The sequence below is a fragment of the Planococcus sp. ANT_H30 genome, assembly GCF_008369335.1.
In the GTDB taxonomy this organism is placed as follows: Bacteria; Bacillota; Bacilli; order Bacillales_A; family Planococcaceae; genus Planococcus; species Planococcus kocurii.
Map to the genome: position 1 here is coordinate 295,713 of NZ_VOBJ01000001.1, position 22,970 is coordinate 318,682.

The window sequence follows — 22,970 nt, forward strand, 5'->3', positions numbered from 1 at the left end:
TTTTGTAAGCGATTTCAACTATTCGTTGAAATATTTCTTTTATTTTGTTTAAAACCGCTTTACTCATTTGGTAGTTGAATAAAAAAAGAAACCCTCTCAAAAAGGATTTCATTTTTTTGTTTTATTGAGAAAGCGGTCGACTGCTTCGTGATGTGCATCTCGTTCCCACAACACAGCACATCTTCTAACCTCTTGTTCGACCCGTTCAGCTAAATCTGTTTTTTGCCATTTGCGAATGGCTATTTCTTTATAAGCCCGGTGCACGTCCGGATGAATTTTTTTCATCTGACTAAAAAATACCTCAACATCTTGCTCGTCATCAACAATCACCGATGCCCAGCCACATTCTTTCAGTTCACTAGCCGTGTATACGTTTGCTTCACTGAGCATTTTTAATGCTTGATCGTGCTGCAAGGTTTCCAATAGATAAGTTCCGCCACCCCAACCACTCGTAATAGCGAGCGTGCCTTGTATGAAGCCACATTTCGCATGACTCCACACAAGCCTATAATCGCATGCTGTGGCAATTTCACAGCCACCCCCAACAGCAGTGCCATTAACGACCGCAACTACCGGCACAGGCAACGTTTTGATTGAATACAGCACATCACTCATCCGCTTTAACATGCGATAGGATTGCTCTTCAGTTCGCAAAGTATGAAACACCGACAAATCACCACCTGAACAAAAAGCCTGTTTACCAGAAGCTGTAATAACGACCATCTGGACACTTGCTTGTTGCGCTTTAACGACTAATTCTTCAAGTCCTGCTGTCACTTCATTGTTCACTGCATTGCGTATATGGGGCCGATCAATGGTAAACGTCATGATGCCATCTGTCAGGTCGATCGTATAAGACACAAAAATCCCTCTCTTCATCCCGTTTTCATGTAGGCGTTTCGCACTTATTTATGTATAGAGAAAAAGGCTATCGAGAGCCATGGCCTCTCAATAACCTTTCAGCAACAAATACTGTTTTATTTGCTTGCTACTACTTCTTTCCCTTTGTATGATCCACATGCTTTGCAGACGTGGTGAGCCAATTTACTTTCGCCACAGCTTGGGCAAATTACCATGCCCGGCACTGACAATTTAAAATGTGTACGGCGCTTTCTTTTAGCGGTTTTGGACGTTCTTCTAGCTGGTACAGCCATTGGTGACACCTCCTTACACTAATTCTATTCATCTGACTGATCAAAATACTTTGCTAAATCAGCAAGTCTTGGATCCGGTTTTGGTGGTGCCGCTTCTTTCTCTGCTTCGTACTCTTCGTCTGTTGAATACGACCAATCATTTCCGCCTTTTATAACAGACTGATCAGCGTCTTCCTTAAACACTTGAATCGGAATCTCCAGCAAAACAAGTTCCTCTAGTAGTGGCTGAAGGTTTATAACTTCAGTTTCTACAAAGTGAACATCACTAAGCTTGTCTTCTTGACCTTTTCCAGACCAATCAAAGACTTCAACCGTATCAACGTTTATCGGAAACTCAACATCCTCCCAAGTTCTAGCACAAGGTAGCGTAAGCATACCTTCGAGATGGAGTTGGCACGTTAATTGTTGCGAACCAATTGTGCAATGTCCTGTAACATGTACAGGTGAAATTTCCCGAATATCGCTATTCCGTAATTTCACTGCATCCAAATGAACCATTTGGTCAATTGGCAGTCCGTCTTTGCGATGCTTTTGAAGCTGTTGAATCGCTATTTTCATAAGTAATCACCTCAAGACAACAAAGTTGATTATATAATGCACAGAAAAAGATGTCAAGAAAAAATCTTGTCACTCTATTTCAAACATCGGTATACTGGAGTTAATTCTACCAAAGAGGTGAACAAATTGAAAGCTGTAGGAATTATTGTTGAATACAACCCTTTCCACAACGGACATCGCCACCATGCTGAACAAGCACGCATATCGTCTGGTGCCGACCTCGTCATTGCGGTCATGAGTGGCCAGTTTTTGCAACGCGGCGAACCCGCATTTACGGATAAATGGAAACGGACACAAATGGCGTTAGATGCGGGTATCGATTTGGTAATTGAACTTCCTTACGTTTATGCTACGGCACAAGCTGCCGATTTCGCGAAAGGCGGAATTGCATTACTTGATGCAATCGGCTGTGACTCTTTTTGTTTTGGCAGCGAACAAGGAACGATTGACCCTTTTTTGAATTCTTTGCAGTTGTTGACTGAGCAGTCTGACAACTATCAACAACTTATCCATGACGCTATTCAAACTGGCATTAGCTATCCAAAAGCCTTGAACAATTCCTACTTAACTTTGACAGGCAAGCAACCGAATTTTGCGGATTTAACGCAACCGAATAATATTTTAGGGTTTCATTACTTAGAAGCTGCTCAAAATTTGGGTTCCTCTATGAAACCGTTGACCATTCAACGGATTGGTGCAAATTATCACGACTCAATAGAAACAGGTCTGCCGATTGCCAGTGCTACTGGAATTCGCGAAGCTTTTTTTAAGGGAGATTCGGTTGATGAACTATCCACTTACATGCCAGAATCTTCAATTGCCTTATTAAAAAAAGCGCAAGACGAATATAGCTGCTTTGGCAGCTGGGAGCAATTCTACCCTTTGCTGCGGTTTACTATTTTGCGTGCAGGCCCTGAACAAATAAAACACTACGCTGAAGTAACAGAAGGTATTGAAAATCTAATTTACCAGTCGGCAAAAACAGCCGACAACTTTGAATCCTTTATTTCACTAGTCAAATCAAAACGTTTTACGCGAACTCGGATTCAACGTATGTTAACGCACATCTATACAGGCTTCACGTGGTCTATGCTAAGGTCTTTTAACTCTCCCACTTATGTTAGGCTTCTCGGTATGTCTAACAGCGGAAAACACTATTTAAACCACAAAAAAAAGAACATCACGCTTCCCCTCATAAGTCGCGCAGCTGATCTGGGCGACCCAATGGGAAAACTTGATATTCACGCCACCACCATGTATTTACAAGGCATGGGCTCAGTTCATCTAAAAAAAGAGTTTACGACTCCCCCAATTTACCGGGGCTGAAGCTCCTCTAAATAAGCTAACGCATCTTCAACTGTTTCGACTGGAACAATCTTCATTGGTGTTCCAATTTTCTCAGCGGTTTCAACAGCCGTTTGGTAATTGCTGTCACCACCACCCTCAACTGGTTCACTCGGTGCAAAGAAAATGTCAATGTCTGCAGAGTCGGCTGCCATAATTTTTTGGTCGATGCCACCGATTCTACCGACTGAACCATCACTTTCCATTGTACCGGTACCAGCAATGTTAAAGCCTTTCGTAATGTCTTCATCCACCAATTGGTTGAGGATTTCAAGCGTAAACATTAGTCCCGCTGACGGTCCGCCTATTGTATCGGAATCAATTTCTACTTCAGGCGTCGTTTCAATGCTTTTATCTTCAACAAAAGAAATGCCTAAACCCACTCGTTTCGTGTCTGAAGGCAATGGAGCTAACTGGATGTCTGTACTAATTTCGCGGTCTTTGCGTTTGTAGAGAACTTCCACGCTGTCCCCAACCCTCTTGTCGCTTAAGTAATCGATAAATTGCTGCATTTCGGTAAATTTATTGCCATCCACCTCAAGTACACGATCACCTGGTGATAAGACGCCGTCTGCAGCCCCTCCCATCAAGACACTTAAGACAAAGACACCATTATTGCTAATTTCGTAAGGAAGTTTTGCTTGCTCAAATGCAATTTGCAGCGCATTCACTTGTGAATCGGACATTAGTTTTAACTGGCGTACATTGTATTCTTCGTCGCTCTCATGAGGGCTTCTTACTTGTTCAGGCTGTAAAACTTTATAACCATCTCGAACTTTCGCCCATACGTAAAGCGCCGGTGTAGCCGTCAGCATTGAGACCGTCATTAAGCTGAGGCTGCCCTCATCGTCTTCATCTCCTCCAGCAACTTCGACTAGCGGTGACAACTCGTAGGCCCCGCCTGGTCTCGTTACATAAGCATCTAGTTGATAGGAAGAAAGAAAAATCACCAGTGCTATGACGATAACAAAAATGAATAATCGTTTATTTTTCATCAAATTCTTCCCTTCTTTAACCAGCATCTTGCGCTTTGTCAAATCTACAAAAAAAGTCACGAGATTCGTGACTTATTGGAATTTCAACTGAAGTGCTTTTTCAACTACGTCAGGAACTAGGCCGTTAATATTGCCTTGATATTTCGCCACTTCTTTTACAATGCTTGAACTAAGGAATGAGTATTGGTTATTCGATATCATGAATAGGGTTTCAATATTTTCGTTTAAAAACCGGTTCATCGAAGTGATTTGCATTTCGTATTCAAAATCACTGACAGCACGTAAACCACGGATAATGGCATTGGCCTGCACTTCAACTGAATAATCGATTAGAAGACCTGAAAATGAATCCACTTTGACGTTAGGCATAGACTCTGTAACTTTCGCAATCATTTCCATTCGCTCTTCAACATTAAACAATGGATTTTTGGAAGAATTATTCATCACTACTACTTTTACTTCATCAAAAATAGTAGATGCTCGTTTAATGATGTCCAAGTGACCCATGGTAATCGGATCAAAACTCCCTGGAACTACAGCAATTTTAGTCAACTTGCTCTCCTTCTTCCCCCTGATAGCGGTAAATTGAAATCATCGTACTGCCATAAAGTTCTTTTTTATAGCGTTCAAAATACGTCGTTCGATCTGGAAGTTCTACTCCACGATCATGTTCACAAACTACAATCGCATCTTCTGTCACAATTCCTAATTCTCCCGCTTGGTCCATCAAATCATAAGATTTTTTCATGTGATAAGGTGGATCGAGAAACAACAGCCTGGCCTGCACACCATTTTTCTTAATCGCTTTTAATGCACGTTCTGCATCTGCCCGGTGAACTTCAGCACGGTCGGCTAAACGGACTTTTTCCAAGTTTGCGTGAATTGTTTCAACAGCCCGCTTGTCTTTATCCGTAAAGATGACGTGATCAATACCACGGCTTAGGGCTTCAATTCCCAATCCACCACTTCCTGCAAATAAATCCAACGCGTATCCCCCGTCAAAAAATGGACCAATCATATTGAAAATAGATTCTTTTACTTTATCTGTCGTCGGTCTGGTCGAATTGCCCGGAACCGCTCTCAATGGAATTCCTTTAACAGAACCTGCTACAACACGCATACTTATCGCCTCTAACTTAAATGATTTTCTTGATGCATTTTAACTGCCTAATGGTAAAATGAAGACTGGAAAGGACGTGAAATGATGATACAACGTTTTATTGAACTCGGAGAAGGGTACGGAGATATCTATGAGCTCCGTGAACTAATCACAAGCAACAAACAACGCTTTATGCACGGATTTGTATTTGTTTCAACAAATCCGCAGGGACACAATGTATTGTCAATTGCAGCAGTATTTAAACCGGCTTCGGAAGGAAACTTTATGCCAATCTATCTTTGCCGTGAAGGAATTCCAGTCGACTCTAAGCGTTTAGCCGTTTTTGAGCAAGTCGTTTCAGAACTCGGACACAGTCCCATCAAGATGGAAGTCAAGCACTCATCCGTATATGCAGATAAAAAAATCTATCATAGCCATCTAATTTCAGTTTTAAGATTAAATCACTATATTCCGCCTATGCAATAATCAAAGACCGATTTTGTAATCATATTCCTTTGCTTTATCCGGCTTGGCGTTTTCATATTCTGTTTTAAGAAATGGCCGTTGGGATTCAAGTACTTGTTTCACATAAGGTAATTTGTTCAGCTTTGTTTTGGTTGCTTCGATGACTTCTTGGTCCATATAAAGGACTACATATTTCAATTTACGTGAAATATAATGAACGTGCCCGAATTTCCGTAGCGATTTGGCTTGTTTCAAATGATGCACATAGACAATGAGGCCTTGGCGATCATGCATAACTATCCCTCTTTTCTTAGAGTCTAGAATACCATAGGAAAGAAAAAAGCCGCAACCGAATAAACTGACAGTACGGCAATCTATTCGCTATACTGTTTTTATTAGAGAAATCCAGGGAGGTAATTTACAGTATGGGAAAAAAGACTACTATCGGTTTAGCAGCTGTAGCCGTTGGAGCCGCAGCTTGGGCAGGCTCAAAGGCTTTAGCTAATCCAAATCAACGTCCTGCTAAAGAAGTACTAAATTACGAACAGCCGATTGTGCTGGCACATCGTGGCGGTGCCAAACTGGCACCTGAAAACACGATGGCTGCCTTTAATCGCTCAGCCGAACTTGGCGTCCACGGCTTTGAAATTGATATTCGCATGACAAATGATGAAGAAATCCTCGTTTTTCATGATGAATTTATTGACCGGACAACAGACGGAGCCGGTAGAGTTGCCGATATGTCACTCGAGCAATTAAAAGCTTTTGATCTTGGGTATCATTTTATCGATTTAGACGGACAACATTCCTACCGTGGCAAAAATGAAAAAGTGGTCTTGTTGCGCGAATTGATTGAACAATTTCCGCAGCTATATATCAATATCGATATTAAGGATGCACCAGAAACTTATGAGGGCAGTTTAGTGCCTTCAAAACTGTGGCGACTGATTGATTCGCTTGGAGCCCAAGATCGCGTGGCTGTTACTTCTTTCTACGATGAACAAATCGATCGTTTTAATTTGTATGCTCAAAATCGTGTAGCAATAGGTGCCGGAGAAAATGAAGTCCGGAAAGCGTTTACGTCTTTTAATAGTCAATTCGGGCATTTGTATCAGCCACGAGCAGATGTTTTTCAGATTCCTCTAAAGTCTTCTCTGTTCCGGTTAGATTCTTCTCGCTTTATCGCATTTCTAGAGAATTTGAATATTCCGGTACATTATTGGGTTATCGATGAACCAGACACGATGCGTGCATTAATTCATGCAGGTGCAAAAGGCATCATAACGGATCGCCCTGATCTTGCTGTCGCTGCTATTTCAGAAACTGCAGAATAATAGGCATAAAAAAAGTGCAACGCAATCGTTGCACTTTTTTTATGAAAATTTTCGACGTCGAGTCGTTATGCCGAACACGAACAACCGCCACCAGTGCCACAGCTGCTTCCACAGGAAGAGTCTGAAGAGAAAAACGGATTAGAGGACGGGATTTTCACTGCCTCTGATACTGATCGGCCGATGATAAAGCTTACTTGATCCATTAGATCCTGAAGCTCGTTCTCCATTAAACGCAGATTGGCTACTTTTTCATTTAAATCTAAGCGACGCTTATCCACCCGGATTTGCTTCATCACACGCGAGTATTCTGGATGATATTTGCCAAAGCGTTGAACTTCTTCATATTGTTCTTTTAACCTAGCAAAGGCATGGATTTCATTTGCCAGATTTTTATCGTTATAGACAGAGTCATAAGCTTCTCGGTAAAGATCGGCTTGCTCTGATTGTAGAATCATTTGGCTCAACTCATCTGCAAAGTCAGTTATTTCAGCCCATTCATAGGTCATAATCATAGCATTTTCCTCCTTTACGCTTTAATCATAGCAGATATTTTTGCATTTCACTATAGACTTGAAAGGAATGTCCTTATGTGTACAATAACTGAGCAATTTGCTCGCATTATAGAAAATAGTAACAAGGAAGATTTAGCTATTTTAACTGATTACTTAAGTAATTTCGAGAAAAAACAACAAGGCGAATTTTCTACTTATTTGAGTGCTAGTCTAAACATGACACGCATTACAGACGAGCAATCTTCTGTCGTCGCTATACCGAATACGCCATTTATTCATAACAATGTAGCCATTCCACACGGCGGTATTCTTGCAGTTTTGCTCGACACGGCAATGGGTACTTTGGCAAACAGTAAATGTCCAAACGGCACTACAGCTGTCACAACAAATCTGACCATTCATTATTTGACGGTCGCTACCGAAGAAACCATAAGTGCACGTGCCCATATTATTCGTAGCGGGAGACATACGATGGTACTTGAAGGAAATATCTTTCAAGCAGATGGAAAACACATTGCGACTGCAACCGGTTCTTTTTTCATTATTCCTGAAAAAAAAGAGTCGATTACTGCTTTACAGCAGTAACCGACTCTTTTTCAAGAAAAATCTGTGTATAATATTTTCCGAACGCTCCGACTCCGGTTTCAGTGTATTGGTCATTCAGTAAGGTTTTACGGTGAATGTCTGAATTGATCCATCCGTGTGCAGTTTCTGCTGCATCATAATAACGTGCAGCTGTATTGACAGCTGCCTCTTTAAATAAGATATTGCCCTCTTGCAAACGCGCATGTAAATCTTTAAATTCTATTTCTTCAGAAGAAAAATTCTGTCTGGCCATATCTTCACTATTGGCTTCAGCAACAATGCTTGCTTGCGGATCAATACTTAGTGTTTTTGATTGATGACGCAGACGATAAATATTGACTAAGTCGGCGATTTGCTTAGCATTTGCCTGATCAATCGATTGTTGCATAGTGGAAGAAGGAGCTTGGATTGGCAGCAATTCACCAGAGAACATCATGTCGTATGGATGATGACGAATTAAAGTCTCAGCGTCCATAAAGCGAACAGCTTCTAATACACGATCAGTAGAGTCAATATAGAGCTGTGCGTAAACGCCATCGAATTTAACCAGGATGCGCTTATCCATATCTTCAGCAGTGACATTGAATGTATAAACATTAGCGCCATATTTAACCGTCACTTCATTTTCTAATATGGTAAACCGATATATTTCATCTAGACTTTGCCCAATCTGATAAGGAGTGGCGTCTGTTGCAGCACCTGCTGCATAAACTTGAACTACTTTGTCGTCTTTTATCCCTACCATTGTAAAGTGAACATAGCTGGCATTGTAGATCCACCATTCGTAGCCGTAAGCAGAAGGTTCTTTCCGTTCAGGTTCTCCGTACTGCTCAATCCAATGATCGCTAGATTTACCTATATAACTTGAAATTCCTTTTAGAGGACGATCAATATCCAAAGACTCATCTGTAATATGTTCGCTCGGCAATGGATCTGCCGTGCGCGGAGCTTCAAGAACATCATTCTCGTTTATTGAAGGATCCAAGTAAAATAACCCGATCAGAACTATCGATAGAAAAATCATAATACGCAACAAGTCTTTCAACCGAACAGCCCCTTTGCTATTGTATCTTCCTCATTATAACAGTCGCCTCTACACTGACACAATCTAGCCATTGCAACAACTTAAATTATGATCTATTATTAAAGGAGCATGTAGTCTTTTTTGTTAAAGAGGAGGAGAGATCCTATGTATTTTGAAAATACAGGACTTGAAAACATTCACGTTGATGGCGCATTACTTGAAAGCATTATGAACAAACAGAGCTTGACCAAAGAAGGTCAGTGGGATTATGAGCGTGTCACTTATGACCGTAAATTCATCGTGCGTGAAGGCACTTATTATTTACGCGTATTTGCTTATGCTACTTCTGGAGACGTCGATTCAAACGATGCCACAATGCGCGTCTTAAAACCCGTACTTGGTAAGCATTATTATCCACACGGCGTTGAATACGGTGAAGATGAAAATTTCCCAGAACACTTGGTTAAAACTTGTATCGGAATATTAGACGCTATTAAAAAAGACGTCGAAGCTTTCGAAATCAGCGTATAAAAATCCCGCAGTTCATCAATTGAACTGCGGTTTTTTTAACCAATCCATGAACATTTTAACTTCATAAGGAGGATTTAATACGTGAAGTGGTTGACGAAAAGAACAGTAACAATCGCTATTGTAATAGCGGCTTTGATTTTAATTTCAGTTTACATATTACCTGTTTCTATCCCTCTGATCATCGCTTTGATCACTGCTATTTTTTTAGAACCGCTCGTAAACTTTATACATAAAAAATTCAAATGGCATAGAAAGTCTGCCGTCATCTCTGTATTTATCTTATTTCTATTAGTAGTTTCTCTGCTGCTTTATTGGATTGTTACTCAATTAATCGGACAAATTATCCAATTTTCTAAGATGGTTCCAGAGTACACGAATTCCCTGTCCGTCATGTGGGATGAGTTTCAAAGTTTTTTCTTCCGCTCAACACGAGATATGCCAGTTGAAGTCGTTTCTTCATTTGAAACTGAACTGGCGGGCTTTATGGAAGGAATTCGCAATTGGGTACTGACCATTGTCAATTACGATACAGTAACAAATTTATTGACTGGTATTCCTTCTTTTCTTGTTAGCTTTATTGTGTTTTTAATTGCCTTGTTTTTGTTTATGTTGGATTTACCCGATTTGAAAATCTTGCTTTTCAAACGGCTAAAAGAATCGACAGCTGAAAAAGTTCGTTTCATGTTTGCACGTTTAAATAAAGTGATTTTTGGATTTCTAAAGGCTCAATTTCTCGTAAGTTGTATCATCTTCATCGTGTCACTCATTTCTTTAGCTTTCATTACCCCGGAATATGCTATCGTTATGTCTTTAATCATTTGGCTAATTGATTTCATTCCAATTTTGGGATCTATTATCGTTTTAACTCCTTGGTTCGCTTATGAATTTATAACGGGTGACGTTGTCCAAGGAACTCAATTAGCAGTTCTAGCATTAGTTTTATTGATTATTAGAAGAACGGTAGAGCCAAAGGTTATGGGTACACAAATTGGCCTGTCTCCATTAGCTACGCTAATCGCGATGTTTATCGGATTGCAGCTGATTGGTTTTCTCGGATTTTTTATTGGACCATTGATTGTTATTCTCTTTACATCAGCACGCGAAGCTGGAATGATTAAAATGGATTTTAGAGTATAAAAAAAGGGGCTGTCCCAAGAGGTCATAAACAATGACTTTTTTGGGGTACAGCTCCTTTTGCATGTGTCAAAACAGGCTACTTTCCTTTCCAGCGCTCGCTTTCCGCAGGCACGGCCTCAGCCGGCTACACCCTCTCCATTCCCATCAGTCGTTCTGGAACGAAAAATGAGACAAAAAATCGTCCATTTCTGTAAAATGGGAGTCATCACACCACCAGTAGAAAAAAAGATTTTTATGTGAAATCTGAAGTTGACTTCTCCGAAGGATAGCACGGAAAAGTGATGATGGACGTCCTCTTTAAACAGATAACGCAAAATTGACGGAGAGAGTGTGTTCGGTCTATCAAGGGCAATCCGTCATTCCGGTGATTTCTCCTCTAGGGTCTCGATAAAGTGCACACGGCGCTCGGGATTGTGGCATTGCCACTTCTACATTTTAGGCGATAATTCCAAAAAAACAGACGAAGAAAAAGGAATTCTTTTTCTTCGTCTGTTTTATGTTAGAGATTGATTGGACAACCTCTTTTTTATCCACCTAAAATAGCTTTGAATACTGAGGTTGTATGGCCGCCTTCATAAAATACATAAAGGAGTAAGTAAACCATGACACCAGTGATTGCTGTAGAAAACCAGACAATACTAGTAATCGGACCAATTTTGCGATGTTTCGTCAATTGATTTTTCCAGCCCCAGTAAATAGTGAAAAGGCCCATAATTCCACCGGTTGTAGCCAAGGTAATATGAAAAATCAAAAATACGGTATAAAAGATTTTCAAATCATCTGGCCCGCCAAAAGCGGTATTGCCGATAAAAATAGTGCGAGACATGTAGATGATGAAGAAAGTGAGTGCCGAAGCCCCTGCTCCCACCATCACTTTCTTGTGAGCTTCAATTTTGCGGCGAAGGACTAGATTCCAGCCAATCGCTACTAAAATTGCGCTTAATACGATAAAAAATGTACTGATAGTCGGCAATAGCGGCAAATTCATTTAAGTTATTCTCCTTTATGATTCAAGCGTTGTGTCTGTGGTAAGCCATATCTTTACGGTCTTGCAAAGATTTTGCTGTAATTGCATCCGCATTTTCTGTTTCATTACGCAACCACTCGTAGAATACTAGCCATAAGAAACCTGTAAAAACAAGCTCCTGAAGCACTTTCATTGTAATTCCACCAGTTCGTTGATCTTCAATCGCTGACATCGTAGAGAACAGCTCAGGGCCTGATAAATTAAGCTGCGATAGCGTTCCAGCAGGCACACATAACGCCATTGCTTGCAGCCAAGCTTCCCCATCCGTATAGGTTGCGTAAAAAGGAGTTCCACTAAAGATGATCAATGCACATGCAGGGGTCATTAACACGCTAAGTCCAAATAAATACCCCAATTTCTTTAAACCATGAAATTTATGCATGCCTTCCATTTTATTCACTACCGGCCACCAGTAAAATATAGCAGAGGTAAACAATATAACGTTAGTCACTCCGTGAATGAGCATATCTTGTTTAACAAAATCAAAAACCATTGGAATGTGGTAGAGAGAAAAGACCATTCCGAACAAAATCAGAGCAAGCATTGGATTAGTGAAAAAATTAAACAATGGCTTGACGACTGGCAGATTGATAAACGCTCTCCAAAGATAAGTTGGTATCCCCATAATCAACAATGGCGGAATCAACAGGAGCAATAACGCCATCTGGATCATATGCATAGTAAAAAGAATATGTCCATATAAATCTACAGGCGAACCTTTAATAATATAGAGCAGAATTATACCAGTTACAAAAAGTCCAGCTTCTTTTATGTTAAGCGGCTGATGGCCTTTAAACTTTCCGCGCCATTCTACAGTGATTAAAAAATAGAGAATCGTCACTAAAACGAGGACGGCTAAGTAAACGGGACTCCATAAAGCTTGGAATCCGAAGATACTGATTGGCATGGAACGGACCTCCTTTTCCTCAAGTACCCTAATTATATAGTGGTCTATGAACTATATCAATGAACGAACTATGAACAATACAAAACACATACAGATTCATGTCGAATCTGACATGAATCAAGCGAACGCATTATTTCCATAGCTCGATGCCTCATGACTCTTTGTCGCTTTGTGTACACAACAAATCAATTGCAGAAAAGAAACTGTCATGTAAGTCTTTAACATAAAACAGACGGAGAAAAAGAATTCTTTTTTCTCCGTCTGTTTTTTGAATTGCAGTCCAGAATCCCGAAATCGGTGTGCACTTTTTCGAGTTCTCCGAGATGACTTTTACAAAACGACCGATTGTCCTTGGTAGGAACGAAAACACTTGCCACGCCAATTTGCATCTACTGTAGATTTCTGTCATCGATTTATTAGCAAAAGCTGATTTGACCTTTGCTTTCATTTTAAAGAAATGGTCTTTTAAAAGATCCAAACAGGCTAATGGCAGCCAAGACGCTGAGGAAACAGTCCCTCTCAATAGACATCCGTTCATTCTGTCGCACGCAAAAAGGAGCTGCACTCAAAAAGTCATTGATCATGACCTTTTGGCACAGCCCCTTTCTAAGAGATTCTACCACCAAATAATTGTTACAAATGTGAGAACCGTGATGAAAGCTACAAACATTCCACAGAACATAAAGAACGCAACCATGCCGTGTCCTTTACCGCTCATGTGCATGAAGTAATACAGTTGAAGAATTACTTGAATGCCTGCTAACAATAAAATAATAGGAACAATCAAGTAAACCGAAAATCCAGCCGCAACCATGGTAAAAGCAATTAATGTTAAGAAAATCATAATTGCGAAAGTGGCTAGATGGCCTCTCATTTCATCTGCTCTTTTTTTCTTAACGTACTCGAATTCTGCCTGCGATCTAACATGAATATGTGTATCGTGTGCCATTATCCGATCACTCCCATCAAATAGACGACAGTAAAGATGAATACCCATACGACGTCAATAAAATGCCAGTATAACGAAGCTAAATAGAATTTTGGTGCATTGTACATGTTCAAGCCACGTTTTGCGTTACGAAGCATTAAGGCGATAAACCAGCTAAGACCGAATAGTACGTGCGCACCATGCGTTCCAACGAGTGTAAAGAACGCCGAACTGAACGCACTATTGGTATAGCCAAATCCTAAATGGACGTAATGATTAAACTCATAAATCTCCAATCCAAGGAAAGTTAGACCAAGCAAAACGGTAATCCCAAGCCAAGCCTGCATGGCTTTAAAATTGTAGTTTTTCATGTGATACATAGCGTAAACACTTGTTAATGAAGATGTTAAAAGAATCATCGTCATAGCAAAAACTAACGGCAGTTCAAAAAGTTCAGCGGCAGAAAATTCCATGCCGCTTGGCCCTTTGTCTTTTAATGCAAGATATGTTGCGAAAAGAGTCGCAAATGTTACTGTCTCAGCTGCAAGAAGCAACCAGAAGCCAATAAACTTATTTTTTCCTTCCATCGTAGCCGTCTCAGGGTGTTCGGGCCATGATTGAGGAGTATATCGTTGATTAATGTCCATCAGTGTTGCCTCCTTTCGCATCTTTCAGTAATTCTGCTTTTGTAATGTGGAAGCCTAAATCATCTTTCAACGAGCGAAGCAACATTGAACCGAAAGTAATGACTAGTCCAAGAATCAAGACCGCTAATGCCCAAGGCTTGTCGCCATCAAGGAAGTACAATGCACCAAATGATGCGACGAACATTCCTAGTGAAATTACGAAAGGAATGATTGAGCCATTCGGCATATGGATATCACCAAGAGGTTCTGCGAAAATCATGCCTTTTTTATTGCCTTCCATTTTTTCGATCCAGTACGTATCAAGACCACGAACTAATGGTGTTTGTGCAAAGTTATAAAATGGCGGTGGAGATGGAATAGCCCATTCCAATGTACGACCGTCGCCCCATGGGTCATTGCCGACACGCTCATTTTTAACCGTTGTAATCACGACGTTGACAAGAAGAATGATGACACCAATCGCCATCAAAACAGCTCCAACTGAACTAATTGCGTTAAACAAATCCCAGCCTTGATCTGCGCTGAACGTGTAAACACGACGTGGCATACCCATTAACCCTAGGAAATGCTGAATGAAGAATGTTAAATGGAATCCAATAAAGAAGAACCAGAATGTCCATTTCCCTAATTTTTCGCTAAGCATCGTTCCAAACATTTTTGGCCAGTATAGATGTGTACCTGCAAGAATACCTAGTACAACACCACCGACAATAACATAGTGGAAGTGAGCTACGATAAAGTACGAATCATGCAATTGGTAATCCAAAGGTGCGATTGCTTGCATGACTCCTGTAACTCCACCAGCTACGAACGTAGGGATGAACGCTACAGCGTAAATCATTGGAACAGTGAAGGAAATATTGCCTCCCCAAATTGTCAGTAACCAGTTAAAGATTTTAATTCCGGTTGGAACAGCAATGATCATTGTCGCTAAAGCGAAAACAGCATTAGCTGTTGGTCCTAAACCAACTGTGAACATATGGTGAGCCCAAACCATGAATCCGTAAAAACCAATTAGGATTGTAGCAAAAACAAGTGCCGTGTATCCGAAAAGACGCTTACGTGAGAAGATTGCAAAGATTTCGGAGAAAATACCGAAAGCCGGCAAAATCAAAATGTAAACTTCAGGGTGACCGAAGATCCAGAATAAATGCTCCCAAATAATCGTGTTTCCGCCCATTTCAACTGCAAAGAAGCTAGCATCGAACATACGATCAAAGATCATAAAGAATAGTCCGACTGTAAGTGGTGGGAAGGCCAATAAGATTAGAGCAGAAGCAACAAAAGTTGTCCACGTAAACAATGGCATTCTCATGTACGTCATACCTGGTGCGCGCATATTGATAATCGTTACTAGGAAGTTAATCCCTGCTATCAATGTACCAAAACCAGATATCGTTAATCCCAGTGAATAAAAGTCGATTCCGTGACCTTCAGATGCAAGTGCGAGCGAAGCATAGTTCGTCCAACCTGCGTCTGGTGCGCCTCCCATAAACCAAGAAAGGTTTAAGAAAATACCACCAAAGAAGAATAACCAGAAACCAAGTGAATTTAAGAATGGGAAAGCCACATCACGCGCACCAATTTGCAAAGGCATAATGGCGTTCATGAAAGCCAGTAAAATTGGCATGGCTGCCAAGAAAATCATGGTCGTACCGTGCATGGTAATAACTTCGTTATATGTTCCAGCACTTAGGAAATCATTTCCTGCTTTAGCTAACTGGATACGGATCAACATCGCTTCAACGCCACCAACAAGGAAGAAGAAACCACCTGAGATGAGATAAAGGATCGCGATCTTTTTATGATCGACAGTTGTCATGAAGTCCCATATTGTAGCGCCGAAGCCCTTTTTTTGAGCAATAGAACTCACAGTGAATACCTCCCTTTTTTAAGCTTTTTTCTACTCTTCAACTGATAGGCCCATTAGATAAGCCGCAAGAGCATCAAGTTCTTGATCTGACAGTGCTTTTCCATTATTTAATGAAGCCGCTTCTGGCATTAAGTTACCAGGTTTGTATTCTTGTGGATCTTGAATCCAATTTTTAAGATTTTCTTCGTCGTGTTCCAAGTACCCAGCAACACGGTTACGATCGCCAAATGTTGCTAAGTTAGGACCAACGCCACCAGTTCCGCCAGCACCAGAAGTTGCGTGGCAAGAAATACATGCTAAACCATCAGCTCCAAACAATTCTTCGCCTTGTTGAGCAAGATCTCCTTCAACTGCAGCTGGTTCTTCGGCTTGCATAGCAGTTACCCATTGGTCAAACTCTTCGCGATCCACAGATTTCACTTTGAAATCCATCAATGCGTGAGAAGGTCCACAAAGTTCAGCACATTTACCATAGAATACACCGTCTTCAAGTTCTGCTGACTCCTGGTCAAACTCTAAATAGAACGTGTTGACGTTTTCAGGGTTTACATCCAATTTACCGCCAATAGATGGAATCCAAAACGAGTGTTTAATGTCTGCTGAAATCAAGTTAAAGTAAACGCGTTCATCAGTCGGTACGACCAATTCTTGAGCAGTTACAATTCCTTGTTCCGGATATTCAAATTCCCACCAGTAAAGTTTTCCAGTTACGTTGACCGTTAAGTTAGATGACTTACCATCTTTTGCTTCAACGTCCATCGTAGAAACGTCAGCCAAATCAAATGTTGAATAAACTGTTGGAACAGCAAGAATTAAAAGTAAGACAATCGGAACCGCTGTCCATAAAAATTCTAATTTCGCGCTTCCTTCAACTTGTTCCGGAATCATGTCTTCCCCCATTTTCGAACGGCGGAATTTAACGATTGCTAAAACGAAAATAATTGTTACAACGATGATGACAAATAGCATAACAACTGATGATAAAATCAACAGATTAAATTGATCTTGAGCAACTTTGCCCGCTGGTATCAAGGTCGAAATCTCTTCGCGCCCACATCCCGCAAGAAAAACCAATAATGTGGTCATCAATGCGAAAAGCCGCCATTTTTTAATCCCTTTCATCATAGCTTTTCATACCCCTCTCTTGTATAAGTAGTTTCTCTGTAGAAATGGTGTTTTAGATGAAGACAGCAAAAATAATCATTGAAACAAAAAGAATGGTCATATAGTTCAATGAATAAATAAACATCGTCTTCGCCCATTTCAAGTCATCAGTCACCTTAAAGCCACGAATAGCTAATACAAGCCAACCGATGTTTAAAAGTGTCGCTAAGATGATGAAGCCTGTCCCAAGTTCCATTAATAGGAATGGCAACGGGAAAAGCATTACAACCCATGCAAGCATAGATTTCTTGGTTCTGTGAAAACCTTTAACTACCGGTAGCATAGGAATATTCGCTGCCCGATATTCTTCTGTTCGTTTCATAGCTAACGCATAAAAATGCGGTGGCTGCCAAATGAACATGATCAAAAACAATGCCCAAGCACCCGTCCCGAGTGTTGGTTCGACAGCAGCCCATCCGATTAGTGGAGGAATGGCACCAGAGATGCTTCCCACTATCGTGTTGCTGACATAACGTCTTTTTGACCACATAGAATACAAAACGACATAAGCTAAAATTCCGGCAATCCCAAATAGACCAGCTGATACAGAAGCGGAAAACAAAAATAATTCGCCTATAACGATGAAAGAAATCGCAAGTGCCAATACAGCTGATGGCTTGAATCTTCCTGTTACTGTCGGACGTGATTTTTTACTTTCCATCAAAGGGTCTATATCTGTATCAATATAGTTGTTCATAGCTGCTGAACCCGCAATGATTAATGCTGAACCGACAATCGTATACACAAGGATATCCAGCTCATTCAGAAAATGTCGGTCGGAAAACTGAAATGCAAGCCACAATCCTGTAAAGACTGTAATCAAATTAGAATTTACGATTCCAATCTTTATAAGTGCCAAAAAGTCTTTCAGAAATGTAGTTGCTTCCGGTGTTTCGTTTGTCTCTGCAGACATTGCCCGGCCGTTTGACATATAAGTCCCTCCTTTCAAAGTTGTAAGCATACTCCGCTAATCATAACTATATCTAAATTCCAGTTGTTTTTCTACATATAACTGAAATTTCCTGATAAAAGAGATGATTTTCACGTAATTGGTCTCACAAATATACATCTCTTATCATACCCTAACGGCTACACTATTTTAAGATAGAAAAATAATAGTTTTTGAACAGTTTGTGAAGCCCCCTTTATTATGTCCAAATCTTGAAAGTTTCCACTATTGCTGATTTCTCGTTGTATTTTGAAGTAACATTCGCTATTATCGAGTATGCAGGTAAATAGAAGTTTTAAATTTTTTCTATAGAAAAAGTAGGTGGTAACTTGCAGCAAAATAAATACATTAAATGGTTTGCCGTAGCGGCTACTATAGGCATGTTATTGATTCTTTTAGGCGGCGCTCTTGTCACAAAGACCGACAGCGGCTTAGGCTGTGGACGAAATTGGCCAGATTGTAATGGCAAGTTGATTCCAGATAATATTACAGCTGAAGTATTAATCGAGTTTTCACATCGTCTCGTCACAGGAGTAGTTGGTATACTAATTGTCATTTTGGCAGTATGGGCATGGAGAAAGTTCGGACACATTCGTGAAACTAAATTCTTAGCAGTCATGGCCGTTTTCTTTTTAGTCTTGCAAGCATTGATCGGCGCAGCGCAAGTTCTCTGGGGACAAGGTGATTTCATTCTAGCTCTTCACTTTGGAATCTCTTTGCTATCGTTTGCTTCTATATTGCTTCTGACTTTATTAATTTTTGAAGTAGATCGGAAGTTTGATGCAGATCGCTTACAAATTGGTAAGAAATTACGTCTTCACACAATCGGCGTTACTTTGTATTCTTATCTCGTCGTTTATACTGGCGCTTTGGTTCGTCACACAGATTCCAGTCTCGTTTGTGCAGATTGGCCGTTGTGTCGAAATGACAGTTTCGCATTGCCGAGCAATATGTATGAATGGGTACAGATGGGGCATCGTGCCGCTGCCGGCTTGATTGTCATTTGGTTAGGCTATATCGCTTGGCATGCAATCAAGCAGTATAAAGATCAGCGCGTCATTTACTGGGGATGGAGCATCGCTTTCATCATCGTTTTACTTCAAGCAACGACCGGTATGCTTGTTGTGCTAACAAAACTAAACTTAGTTGTTGCATTGCTTCACTCTTTACTAATTTCTATGCTGTTTGGTTTACTGTGCTACATGGTGCTGCTTGTGTCACGCAGCCGAATCAAAAAATCTTCATAAAAAATAGGGCTTGCGCTTTTGCGCCAGCCCTATTTTTTATTTTCTTTCCATTTCAATTAGCAAATCTCCTGTAGAAATACCGTCATTAGCAACTACATGGATTGCTTGAATCGTTCCAGCAAAAGGAGCTTGAACAGTTGTTTCCATTTTCATCGCTTCTGTCACGAGTAAATGGTCACCGCGTTTTACTTTAGCGCCTGTTTCTGCAAGTACTTTTAATACTGTTCCAGGCATTGTCGCAGCAATATGGTTTTCATTTGTTGGATCTGCTTTTGGTTTAGCCGTATTATCGGTTTCCACCATCATATCCTGAATACTCACTTCACGCGGTTGGCCGTTCAATTCAAAATAGATAATGCGTGTCCCGTCTTTTTGTGGTTCACCAATTGATACCATTTTCACCATAAGTGTCTTGCCTTTTTCAATTTCTACTTCAATTTCTTCGCCCAGTCTCATTCCGTATAAGAATGTTAATGTATCAAGAACAGATACGTTGCCGAATTGGGTATTCGTCGTTGTGTATTCATCAAATACTTTTGGATAAAGTGCATAAGCCAAAACTTCATGACTTGTTACTGGACGTTCCAATTTATCATACAAAGTTCTCTTAATGGCATCAAAATCTGCCGGTTCTAGCAGTTCACCTGGACGAACCGTAATTGGTTCACGCTCTTTTAAAATGACTTTCTGAAGTTCTTCTGGGAATCCGCCATGTGGTTGTCCAATATACCCTTCAAAAAATTCAATAACTGATTCGGGGAAGTCGATTGTCTTCCCGCGTGTGATTACTGTTTTTTCATCTAACTCATTTTGAACCATAAACAATGCCATATCCCCTACTACTTTAGAAGAAGGAGTTACTTTTACGACATCTCCAAATAATAAGTTGACGCGTGAATACATTGCTTTTACTTCTTCCCAGCGCAACCCAAGCCCTACAGCTTTAGCTTGTTGCTGAAGATTGCTGTACTGACCACCTGGCATTTCGTGGACGTAGATTTCTGAATGCGGGCTATTCATGCCACTTTCAAAATCTACATAGTATTTGCGAACGTCTTCCCAATAATGGGACATTTTTTCGAGATTTTTCACATCTGATCGAATTTCACGTTTGCCACCGCTCATAGCATAATGTAGAGAACTTGCACTTGGTTGTGATGTAAGACCTGCCATCGACCCTAGAGCTGTATCAACGATATCAACACCTGCTTCAATCGCTTTCGAGTACATATAAATTCCGTTACCACTCGTATCATGCGTATGAAGGTGAATTGGCAATGACACAGTATCTTTAAGTTCAGATACTAAACGATATGCCGCTTCTGGCTTTAACAGTCCCGCCATATCTTTAATCGCTAAAATATGTGCGCCTGCTGCTTCTAATTCTTTAGCCATATCTTTATAATATTGAACCGTATATTTGTCTCGACTCGGATCCAAAATATCTCCAGTGTAACAAATTGCCGCTTCAGCGACTTTGCCCGATTGGCGGACTTCATCAATCGCCACTTCCATACCTTTGATCCAGTTTAAGCTATCGAAAATACGGAATACATCGATTCCTGCATCTCCAGATTTACGAACAAATTCACGAATCACATTGTCCGGGTAATTCTTATAGCCGACCGCATTTGCTCCTCGGAACAACATTTGGAACAAGACATTCGGAATATCTTTACGAAGTTTGATCAAACGTTCCCAAGGGTCTTCTTTTAAAAATCTGTAAGAGACATCGAACGTGGCGCCTCCCCACATTTCCAAAGAAAATAGATCACTCTGCAAACGAGCAGTTTCTTTCGCAATTTCAAACAAATCATGTGATCGAACGCGTGTCGCAAGCAACGATTGGTGCGCATCACGGAATGTCGTGTCCGTGATCAAAACATCTTTTTGTTCATGAATCCATTTGGTTAATCCTTCCGCTCCTTGCAAATCAAAAATTTGCTTTGTGCCATTTGGCGTTGGAGACAAGAGATCGATTTCCGGTTTTCTTGGAGCCGTATGAATAGGTTTCTTTTTCTTCTCAATTCCAGGAAAGCCGTTAACTGTCACATTACCGATATAACTTAATAATTTAGTACCGCGGTCTTGTCGGACTGGGAAAATAAACAACTCTGGAGTCGTATCAATAAAGCTCGTATCAAAATCGCCTGTAATAAAGTTTTTATGTTTTACAACATTTTCTAAGAAAGGAATATTTGTTTTGATTCCACGGATACGGAATTCCTGAAGATTGCGATCCATTTTAGCAGCTGCTTCTTTGAATGTTAATGCCCAAGTCGATACTTTCACTAAAAGAGAATCGTAATAAGGTGAAATAACAGCCCCTTGGAAACCATTCCCTGCATCAAGTCTTACGCCAAATCCACCACCCGAGCGGTAAACCATCAATTTTCCGGCATCTGGCATGAAATCATTCAATGGATCTTCTGTCGTAACACGTGATTGAATGGCAAAACCGAATAATGGAATGTCACTTTGTTGCGGAATTCCTACTTCTTCGCTGTGAATCATATGTCCTCTTGCAATATGAATTTGCGCATGAACAATGTCGATTCCTGTAATCATTTCTGTAATCGTATGTTCAACTTGAATACGCGGATTTACTTCAATAAAGTAAAATTCATCATTTGCTACGAGAAATTCGACAGTACCGGCGTTTATGTAGTCGATATTTTTCATTAACTTGACTGCAGCATCACAAATTTCATTGCGTAATTCATTGCTGATTGAATTGGAAGGTGCAATTTCCACAACCTTTTGGTGACGACGCTGGATCGAACAATCTCTTTCGTACAAATGGATAACATTGCCCTCAGAGTCCCCCAAAATTTGAACTTCAATGTGTTTTGGTTTATCAACAAATTTTTCCACATACATTTCATCGGATCCAAATGCAGCTTTCGCTTCAGACTTCGCACGTTCATAAGAAGATGCTAATTCTTCGTGAGATCTAACAATTCGCATTCCACGGCCACCACCGCCAAGAGACGCTTTGATCATTAACGGGAATCCGGCTGTTTTGCTGAACTCTTCAACTTCCTCAAGTGACTCAACAGGACCATCTGTCCCTGGAATCACAGGAATACCAGCCGCAATTGCTTGTGTGCGCGCTTTTACTTTGTCTCCAAACATGTCTAAATGCCGCGAAGTTGGACCAATAAAAACAATTCCTTCTTCTTCACAACGTCTAGCAAAATGAACATTTTCAGATAAGAAGCCATAGCCTGGATGGATTGCATCCACATTGGAATCTTTAGCGATACGAATGATGTCTTCGATATCCAAATAAGCGTCAATTGGTTTTTTTCCTTTACCAACCAAATAGGATTCATCCGCTTTGTACCGATGAAACGAACCACTGTCTTCTTGAGAATAAATCGCAACTGTTTGAATTTTCAGTTCTGTACAAGCGCGGAAAACCCGAATAGCGATTTCTCCGCGGTTGGCCACCAAGATTTTGTCAATCTCCTTCACACCGCAGCACACC

24 protein-coding genes are annotated in these 22,970 nt (G+C 40.5%); 7 read left to right on the forward strand and 17 right to left on the reverse strand.

What is annotated here, in order from left to right:
• Positions 1-108 precede the first annotated feature (108 nt).
• The 3 genes from FQ085_RS01495 to FQ085_RS01505 form a co-directional block, all read right to left on the reverse strand.
• The gene (locus FQ085_RS01495; RefSeq protein ID WP_082707554.1) at positions 109-861 is read right to left on the reverse strand and encodes an enoyl-CoA hydratase/isomerase family protein; all 753 of its coding nucleotides are present in this window, start codon (positions 859-861) and stop codon (positions 109-111) included.
• A 116-nt stretch (positions 862-977) separates the two neighbouring features.
• Positions 978-1,154, reverse strand: a complete 177-nt coding sequence (rpmF, locus tag FQ085_RS01500; RefSeq protein WP_006828847.1) for a 50S ribosomal protein L32 — start codon at positions 1,152-1,154, stop codon at positions 978-980.
• Between the two features lie 24 nt (positions 1,155-1,178).
• Positions 1,179-1,712: a YceD family protein gene (locus FQ085_RS01505; protein ID WP_058384857.1), complete on the reverse strand. Its 534-nt coding sequence runs from the start codon at positions 1,710-1,712 to the stop codon at positions 1,179-1,181.
• Positions 1,713-1,838: 126 nt separating this feature from the next.
• Here FQ085_RS01505 and FQ085_RS01510 point away from each other — a divergent pair, with 126 nt between their 5' ends.
• Positions 1,839-3,038 carry a nucleotidyltransferase gene (locus FQ085_RS01510; RefSeq protein WP_149455756.1) on the forward strand — a complete coding sequence of 400 codons (1,200 nt, stop codon included), beginning with the start codon at positions 1,839-1,841 and terminating at the stop codon, positions 3,036-3,038.
• Here the strand turns inward: FQ085_RS01510 and FQ085_RS01515 are convergent.
• The 3 genes from FQ085_RS01515 to rsmD form a co-directional block, all read right to left on the reverse strand.
• Positions 3,026-4,051, reverse strand: a complete 1,026-nt coding sequence (locus FQ085_RS01515; protein WP_149455757.1) for a SepM family pheromone-processing serine protease — start codon at positions 4,049-4,051, stop codon at positions 3,026-3,028. The genes FQ085_RS01510 and FQ085_RS01515 overlap by 13 nt on opposite strands.
• Positions 4,052-4,123: 72 nt before the next feature.
• Positions 4,124-4,603, reverse strand: coding sequence for a pantetheine-phosphate adenylyltransferase (gene coaD, locus FQ085_RS01520; protein ID WP_058384854.1), 480 nt, complete (start codon positions 4,601-4,603; stop codon positions 4,124-4,126).
• Positions 4,596-5,171 carry a 16S rRNA (guanine(966)-N(2))-methyltransferase RsmD gene (rsmD, locus tag FQ085_RS01525; RefSeq protein ID WP_058384853.1) on the reverse strand — a complete coding sequence of 192 codons (576 nt, stop codon included), beginning with the start codon at positions 5,169-5,171 and terminating at the stop codon, positions 4,596-4,598. The genes coaD and rsmD overlap by 8 nt, the downstream gene beginning before the upstream one ends.
• 84 nt (positions 5,172-5,255) lie before the next feature.
• Between rsmD and FQ085_RS01530 the strand changes: the two genes are divergently transcribed.
• A complete protein-coding gene (locus FQ085_RS01530; protein WP_058384852.1) occupies positions 5,256-5,636 on the forward strand; it encodes a DUF7147 family protein in 381 nt (126 codons plus the stop codon).
• Here the strand turns inward: FQ085_RS01530 and FQ085_RS01535 are convergent, their stop codons facing one another.
• Positions 5,637-5,909, reverse strand: coding sequence for a YlbG family protein (locus FQ085_RS01535; protein WP_058384851.1), 273 nt, complete (start codon positions 5,907-5,909; stop codon positions 5,637-5,639).
• A 131-nt stretch (positions 5,910-6,040) separates the two neighbouring features.
• Between FQ085_RS01535 and FQ085_RS01540 the strand changes: the two genes are divergently transcribed.
• On the forward strand, positions 6,041-6,949 hold the full coding sequence (locus tag FQ085_RS01540) for a glycerophosphodiester phosphodiesterase family protein (RefSeq protein WP_058384850.1): 909 nt from the start codon (positions 6,041-6,043) through the stop codon (positions 6,947-6,949).
• Between the two features lie 65 nt (positions 6,950-7,014).
• Here FQ085_RS01540 and FQ085_RS01545 read toward each other — a convergent pair whose 3' ends face one another.
• Positions 7,015-7,461 carry a YlbF/YmcA family competence regulator gene (locus tag FQ085_RS01545; RefSeq protein WP_058384849.1) on the reverse strand — a complete coding sequence of 149 codons (447 nt, stop codon included), beginning with the start codon at positions 7,459-7,461 and terminating at the stop codon, positions 7,015-7,017.
• A 75-nt stretch (positions 7,462-7,536) separates the two neighbouring features.
• On the opposite strand from FQ085_RS01545, the gene FQ085_RS01550 reads away from it, so the two are divergent.
• On the forward strand, positions 7,537-8,046 hold the full coding sequence (locus tag FQ085_RS01550; RefSeq protein ID WP_058384848.1) for a PaaI family thioesterase: 510 nt from the start codon (positions 7,537-7,539) through the stop codon (positions 8,044-8,046).
• Here the strand turns inward: FQ085_RS01550 and FQ085_RS01555 are convergent.
• Entirely contained in the window at positions 8,027-9,091 is a 1,065-nt protein-coding gene (locus FQ085_RS01555) for a CAP domain-containing protein (protein ID WP_058384847.1), read from the reverse strand. The genes FQ085_RS01550 and FQ085_RS01555 overlap by 20 nt on opposite strands.
• 144 nt (positions 9,092-9,235) lie before the next feature.
• Between FQ085_RS01555 and FQ085_RS01560 the strand changes: the two genes are divergently transcribed.
• Entirely contained in the window at positions 9,236-9,601 is a 366-nt protein-coding gene (locus FQ085_RS01560; protein WP_058384846.1) for a YugN family protein, read from the forward strand.
• 81 nt (positions 9,602-9,682) lie between these two features.
• Positions 9,683-10,738: a sporulation integral membrane protein YtvI gene (ytvI, locus tag FQ085_RS01565; RefSeq protein ID WP_058384845.1), complete on the forward strand. Its 1,056-nt coding sequence runs from the start codon at positions 9,683-9,685 to the stop codon at positions 10,736-10,738.
• Between the two features lie 526 nt (positions 10,739-11,264).
• On the opposite strand, the gene FQ085_RS01570 is transcribed toward ytvI, so the two are convergent.
• From FQ085_RS01570 to cyoE, 7 genes are all read right to left on the reverse strand, one after another.
• Complete coding sequence (locus tag FQ085_RS01570) at positions 11,265-11,726, reverse strand: DUF420 domain-containing protein (protein WP_058384844.1); 462 nt, start codon at positions 11,724-11,726, stop codon at positions 11,265-11,267.
• 22 nt (positions 11,727-11,748) lie between these two features.
• Positions 11,749-12,672 (reverse strand): cytochrome c oxidase assembly factor CtaG, encoded by a 924-nt coding sequence (gene ctaG / locus FQ085_RS01575; protein WP_149455758.1) that lies wholly within the window; start codon positions 12,670-12,672, stop codon positions 11,749-11,751.
• 616 nt (positions 12,673-13,288) lie between these two features.
• Positions 13,289-13,621, reverse strand: coding sequence for a cytochrome c oxidase subunit IVB (gene ctaF / locus FQ085_RS01580; RefSeq protein WP_058384841.1), 333 nt, complete (start codon positions 13,619-13,621; stop codon positions 13,289-13,291).
• Complete coding sequence (locus tag FQ085_RS01585) at positions 13,621-14,247, reverse strand: cytochrome (ubi)quinol oxidase subunit III (RefSeq protein WP_058384840.1); 627 nt, start codon at positions 14,245-14,247, stop codon at positions 13,621-13,623. Before FQ085_RS01585 ends, ctaF begins: the two co-directional genes overlap by 1 nt.
• On the reverse strand, positions 14,237-16,120 hold the full coding sequence (ctaD, locus tag FQ085_RS01590) for a cytochrome c oxidase subunit I (protein ID WP_058384839.1): 1,884 nt from the start codon (positions 16,118-16,120) through the stop codon (positions 14,237-14,239). Before ctaD ends, FQ085_RS01585 begins: the two co-directional genes overlap by 11 nt.
• A gap of 30 nt (positions 16,121-16,150) precedes the next feature.
• Positions 16,151-17,245 carry a cytochrome c oxidase subunit II gene (gene coxB / locus FQ085_RS01595; RefSeq protein ID WP_058384838.1) on the reverse strand — a complete coding sequence of 365 codons (1,095 nt, stop codon included), beginning with the start codon at positions 17,243-17,245 and terminating at the stop codon, positions 16,151-16,153.
• A gap of 52 nt (positions 17,246-17,297) precedes the next feature.
• Positions 17,298-18,215, reverse strand: coding sequence for a heme o synthase (cyoE, locus tag FQ085_RS01600; RefSeq protein WP_058384837.1), 918 nt, complete (start codon positions 18,213-18,215; stop codon positions 17,298-17,300).
• A gap of 347 nt (positions 18,216-18,562) precedes the next feature.
• Between cyoE and FQ085_RS01605 the strand changes: the two genes are divergently transcribed.
• Positions 18,563-19,480 (forward strand): COX15/CtaA family protein, encoded by a 918-nt coding sequence (locus FQ085_RS01605; protein ID WP_058384836.1) that lies wholly within the window; start codon positions 18,563-18,565, stop codon positions 19,478-19,480.
• A gap of 36 nt (positions 19,481-19,516) precedes the next feature.
• Here the strand turns inward: FQ085_RS01605 and pyc are convergent, their stop codons facing one another.
• Positions 19,517-22,957: a pyruvate carboxylase gene (gene pyc / locus FQ085_RS01610; RefSeq protein WP_149455759.1), complete on the reverse strand. Its 3,441-nt coding sequence runs from the start codon at positions 22,955-22,957 to the stop codon at positions 19,517-19,519.
• Between the last annotated feature and the right edge of the window lie 13 nt (positions 22,958-22,970).

Coding starts and splice junctions, on each gene's coding strand:
- FQ085_RS01515 (WP_149455757.1), bottom strand. CDS start 4,051: ATGAAAAATAAACGATTATTCATTTTTGTTATCGTCATAGCACTGGTG.
- FQ085_RS01560 (WP_058384846.1), top strand. CDS start 9,236: ATGTATTTTGAAAATACAGGACTTGAAAACATTCACGTTGATGGCGCA.
- FQ085_RS01530 (WP_058384852.1), top strand. CDS start 5,256: ATGATACAACGTTTTATTGAACTCGGAGAAGGGTACGGAGATATCTAT.
- FQ085_RS01585 (WP_058384840.1), bottom strand. CDS start 14,247: ATGGACATTAATCAACGATATACTCCTCAATCATGGCCCGAACACCCT.
- FQ085_RS01545 (WP_058384849.1), bottom strand. CDS start 7,461: ATGATTATGACCTATGAATGGGCTGAAATAACTGACTTTGCAGATGAG.
- cyoE (WP_058384837.1), bottom strand. CDS start 18,215: ATGTCAAACGGCCGGGCAATGTCTGCAGAGACAAACGAAACACCGGAA.
- FQ085_RS01505 (WP_058384857.1), bottom strand. CDS start 1,712: ATGAAAATAGCGATTCAACAGCTTCAAAAGCATCGCAAAGACGGACTG.
- ctaG (WP_149455758.1), bottom strand. CDS start 12,672: ATGCCAATCAGTATCTTCGGATTCCAAGCTTTATGGAGTCCCGTTTAC.
- FQ085_RS01535 (WP_058384851.1), bottom strand. CDS start 5,909: ATGCATGATCGCCAAGGCCTCATTGTCTATGTGCATCATTTGAAACAA.
- FQ085_RS01550 (WP_058384848.1), top strand. CDS start 7,537: ATGTGTACAATAACTGAGCAATTTGCTCGCATTATAGAAAATAGTAAC.
- ctaF (WP_058384841.1), bottom strand. CDS start 13,621: ATGGCACACGATACACATATTCATGTTAGATCGCAGGCAGAATTCGAG.
- FQ085_RS01540 (WP_058384850.1), top strand. CDS start 6,041: ATGGGAAAAAAGACTACTATCGGTTTAGCAGCTGTAGCCGTTGGAGCC.
- coxB (WP_058384838.1), bottom strand. CDS start 17,245: ATGATGAAAGGGATTAAAAAATGGCGGCTTTTCGCATTGATGACCACA.
- FQ085_RS01570 (WP_058384844.1), bottom strand. CDS start 11,726: ATGAATTTGCCGCTATTGCCGACTATCAGTACATTTTTTATCGTATTA.
- rsmD (WP_058384853.1), bottom strand. CDS start 5,171: ATGCGTGTTGTAGCAGGTTCTGTTAAAGGAATTCCATTGAGAGCGGTT.
- rpmF (WP_006828847.1), bottom strand. CDS start 1,154: ATGGCTGTACCAGCTAGAAGAACGTCCAAAACCGCTAAAAGAAAGCGC.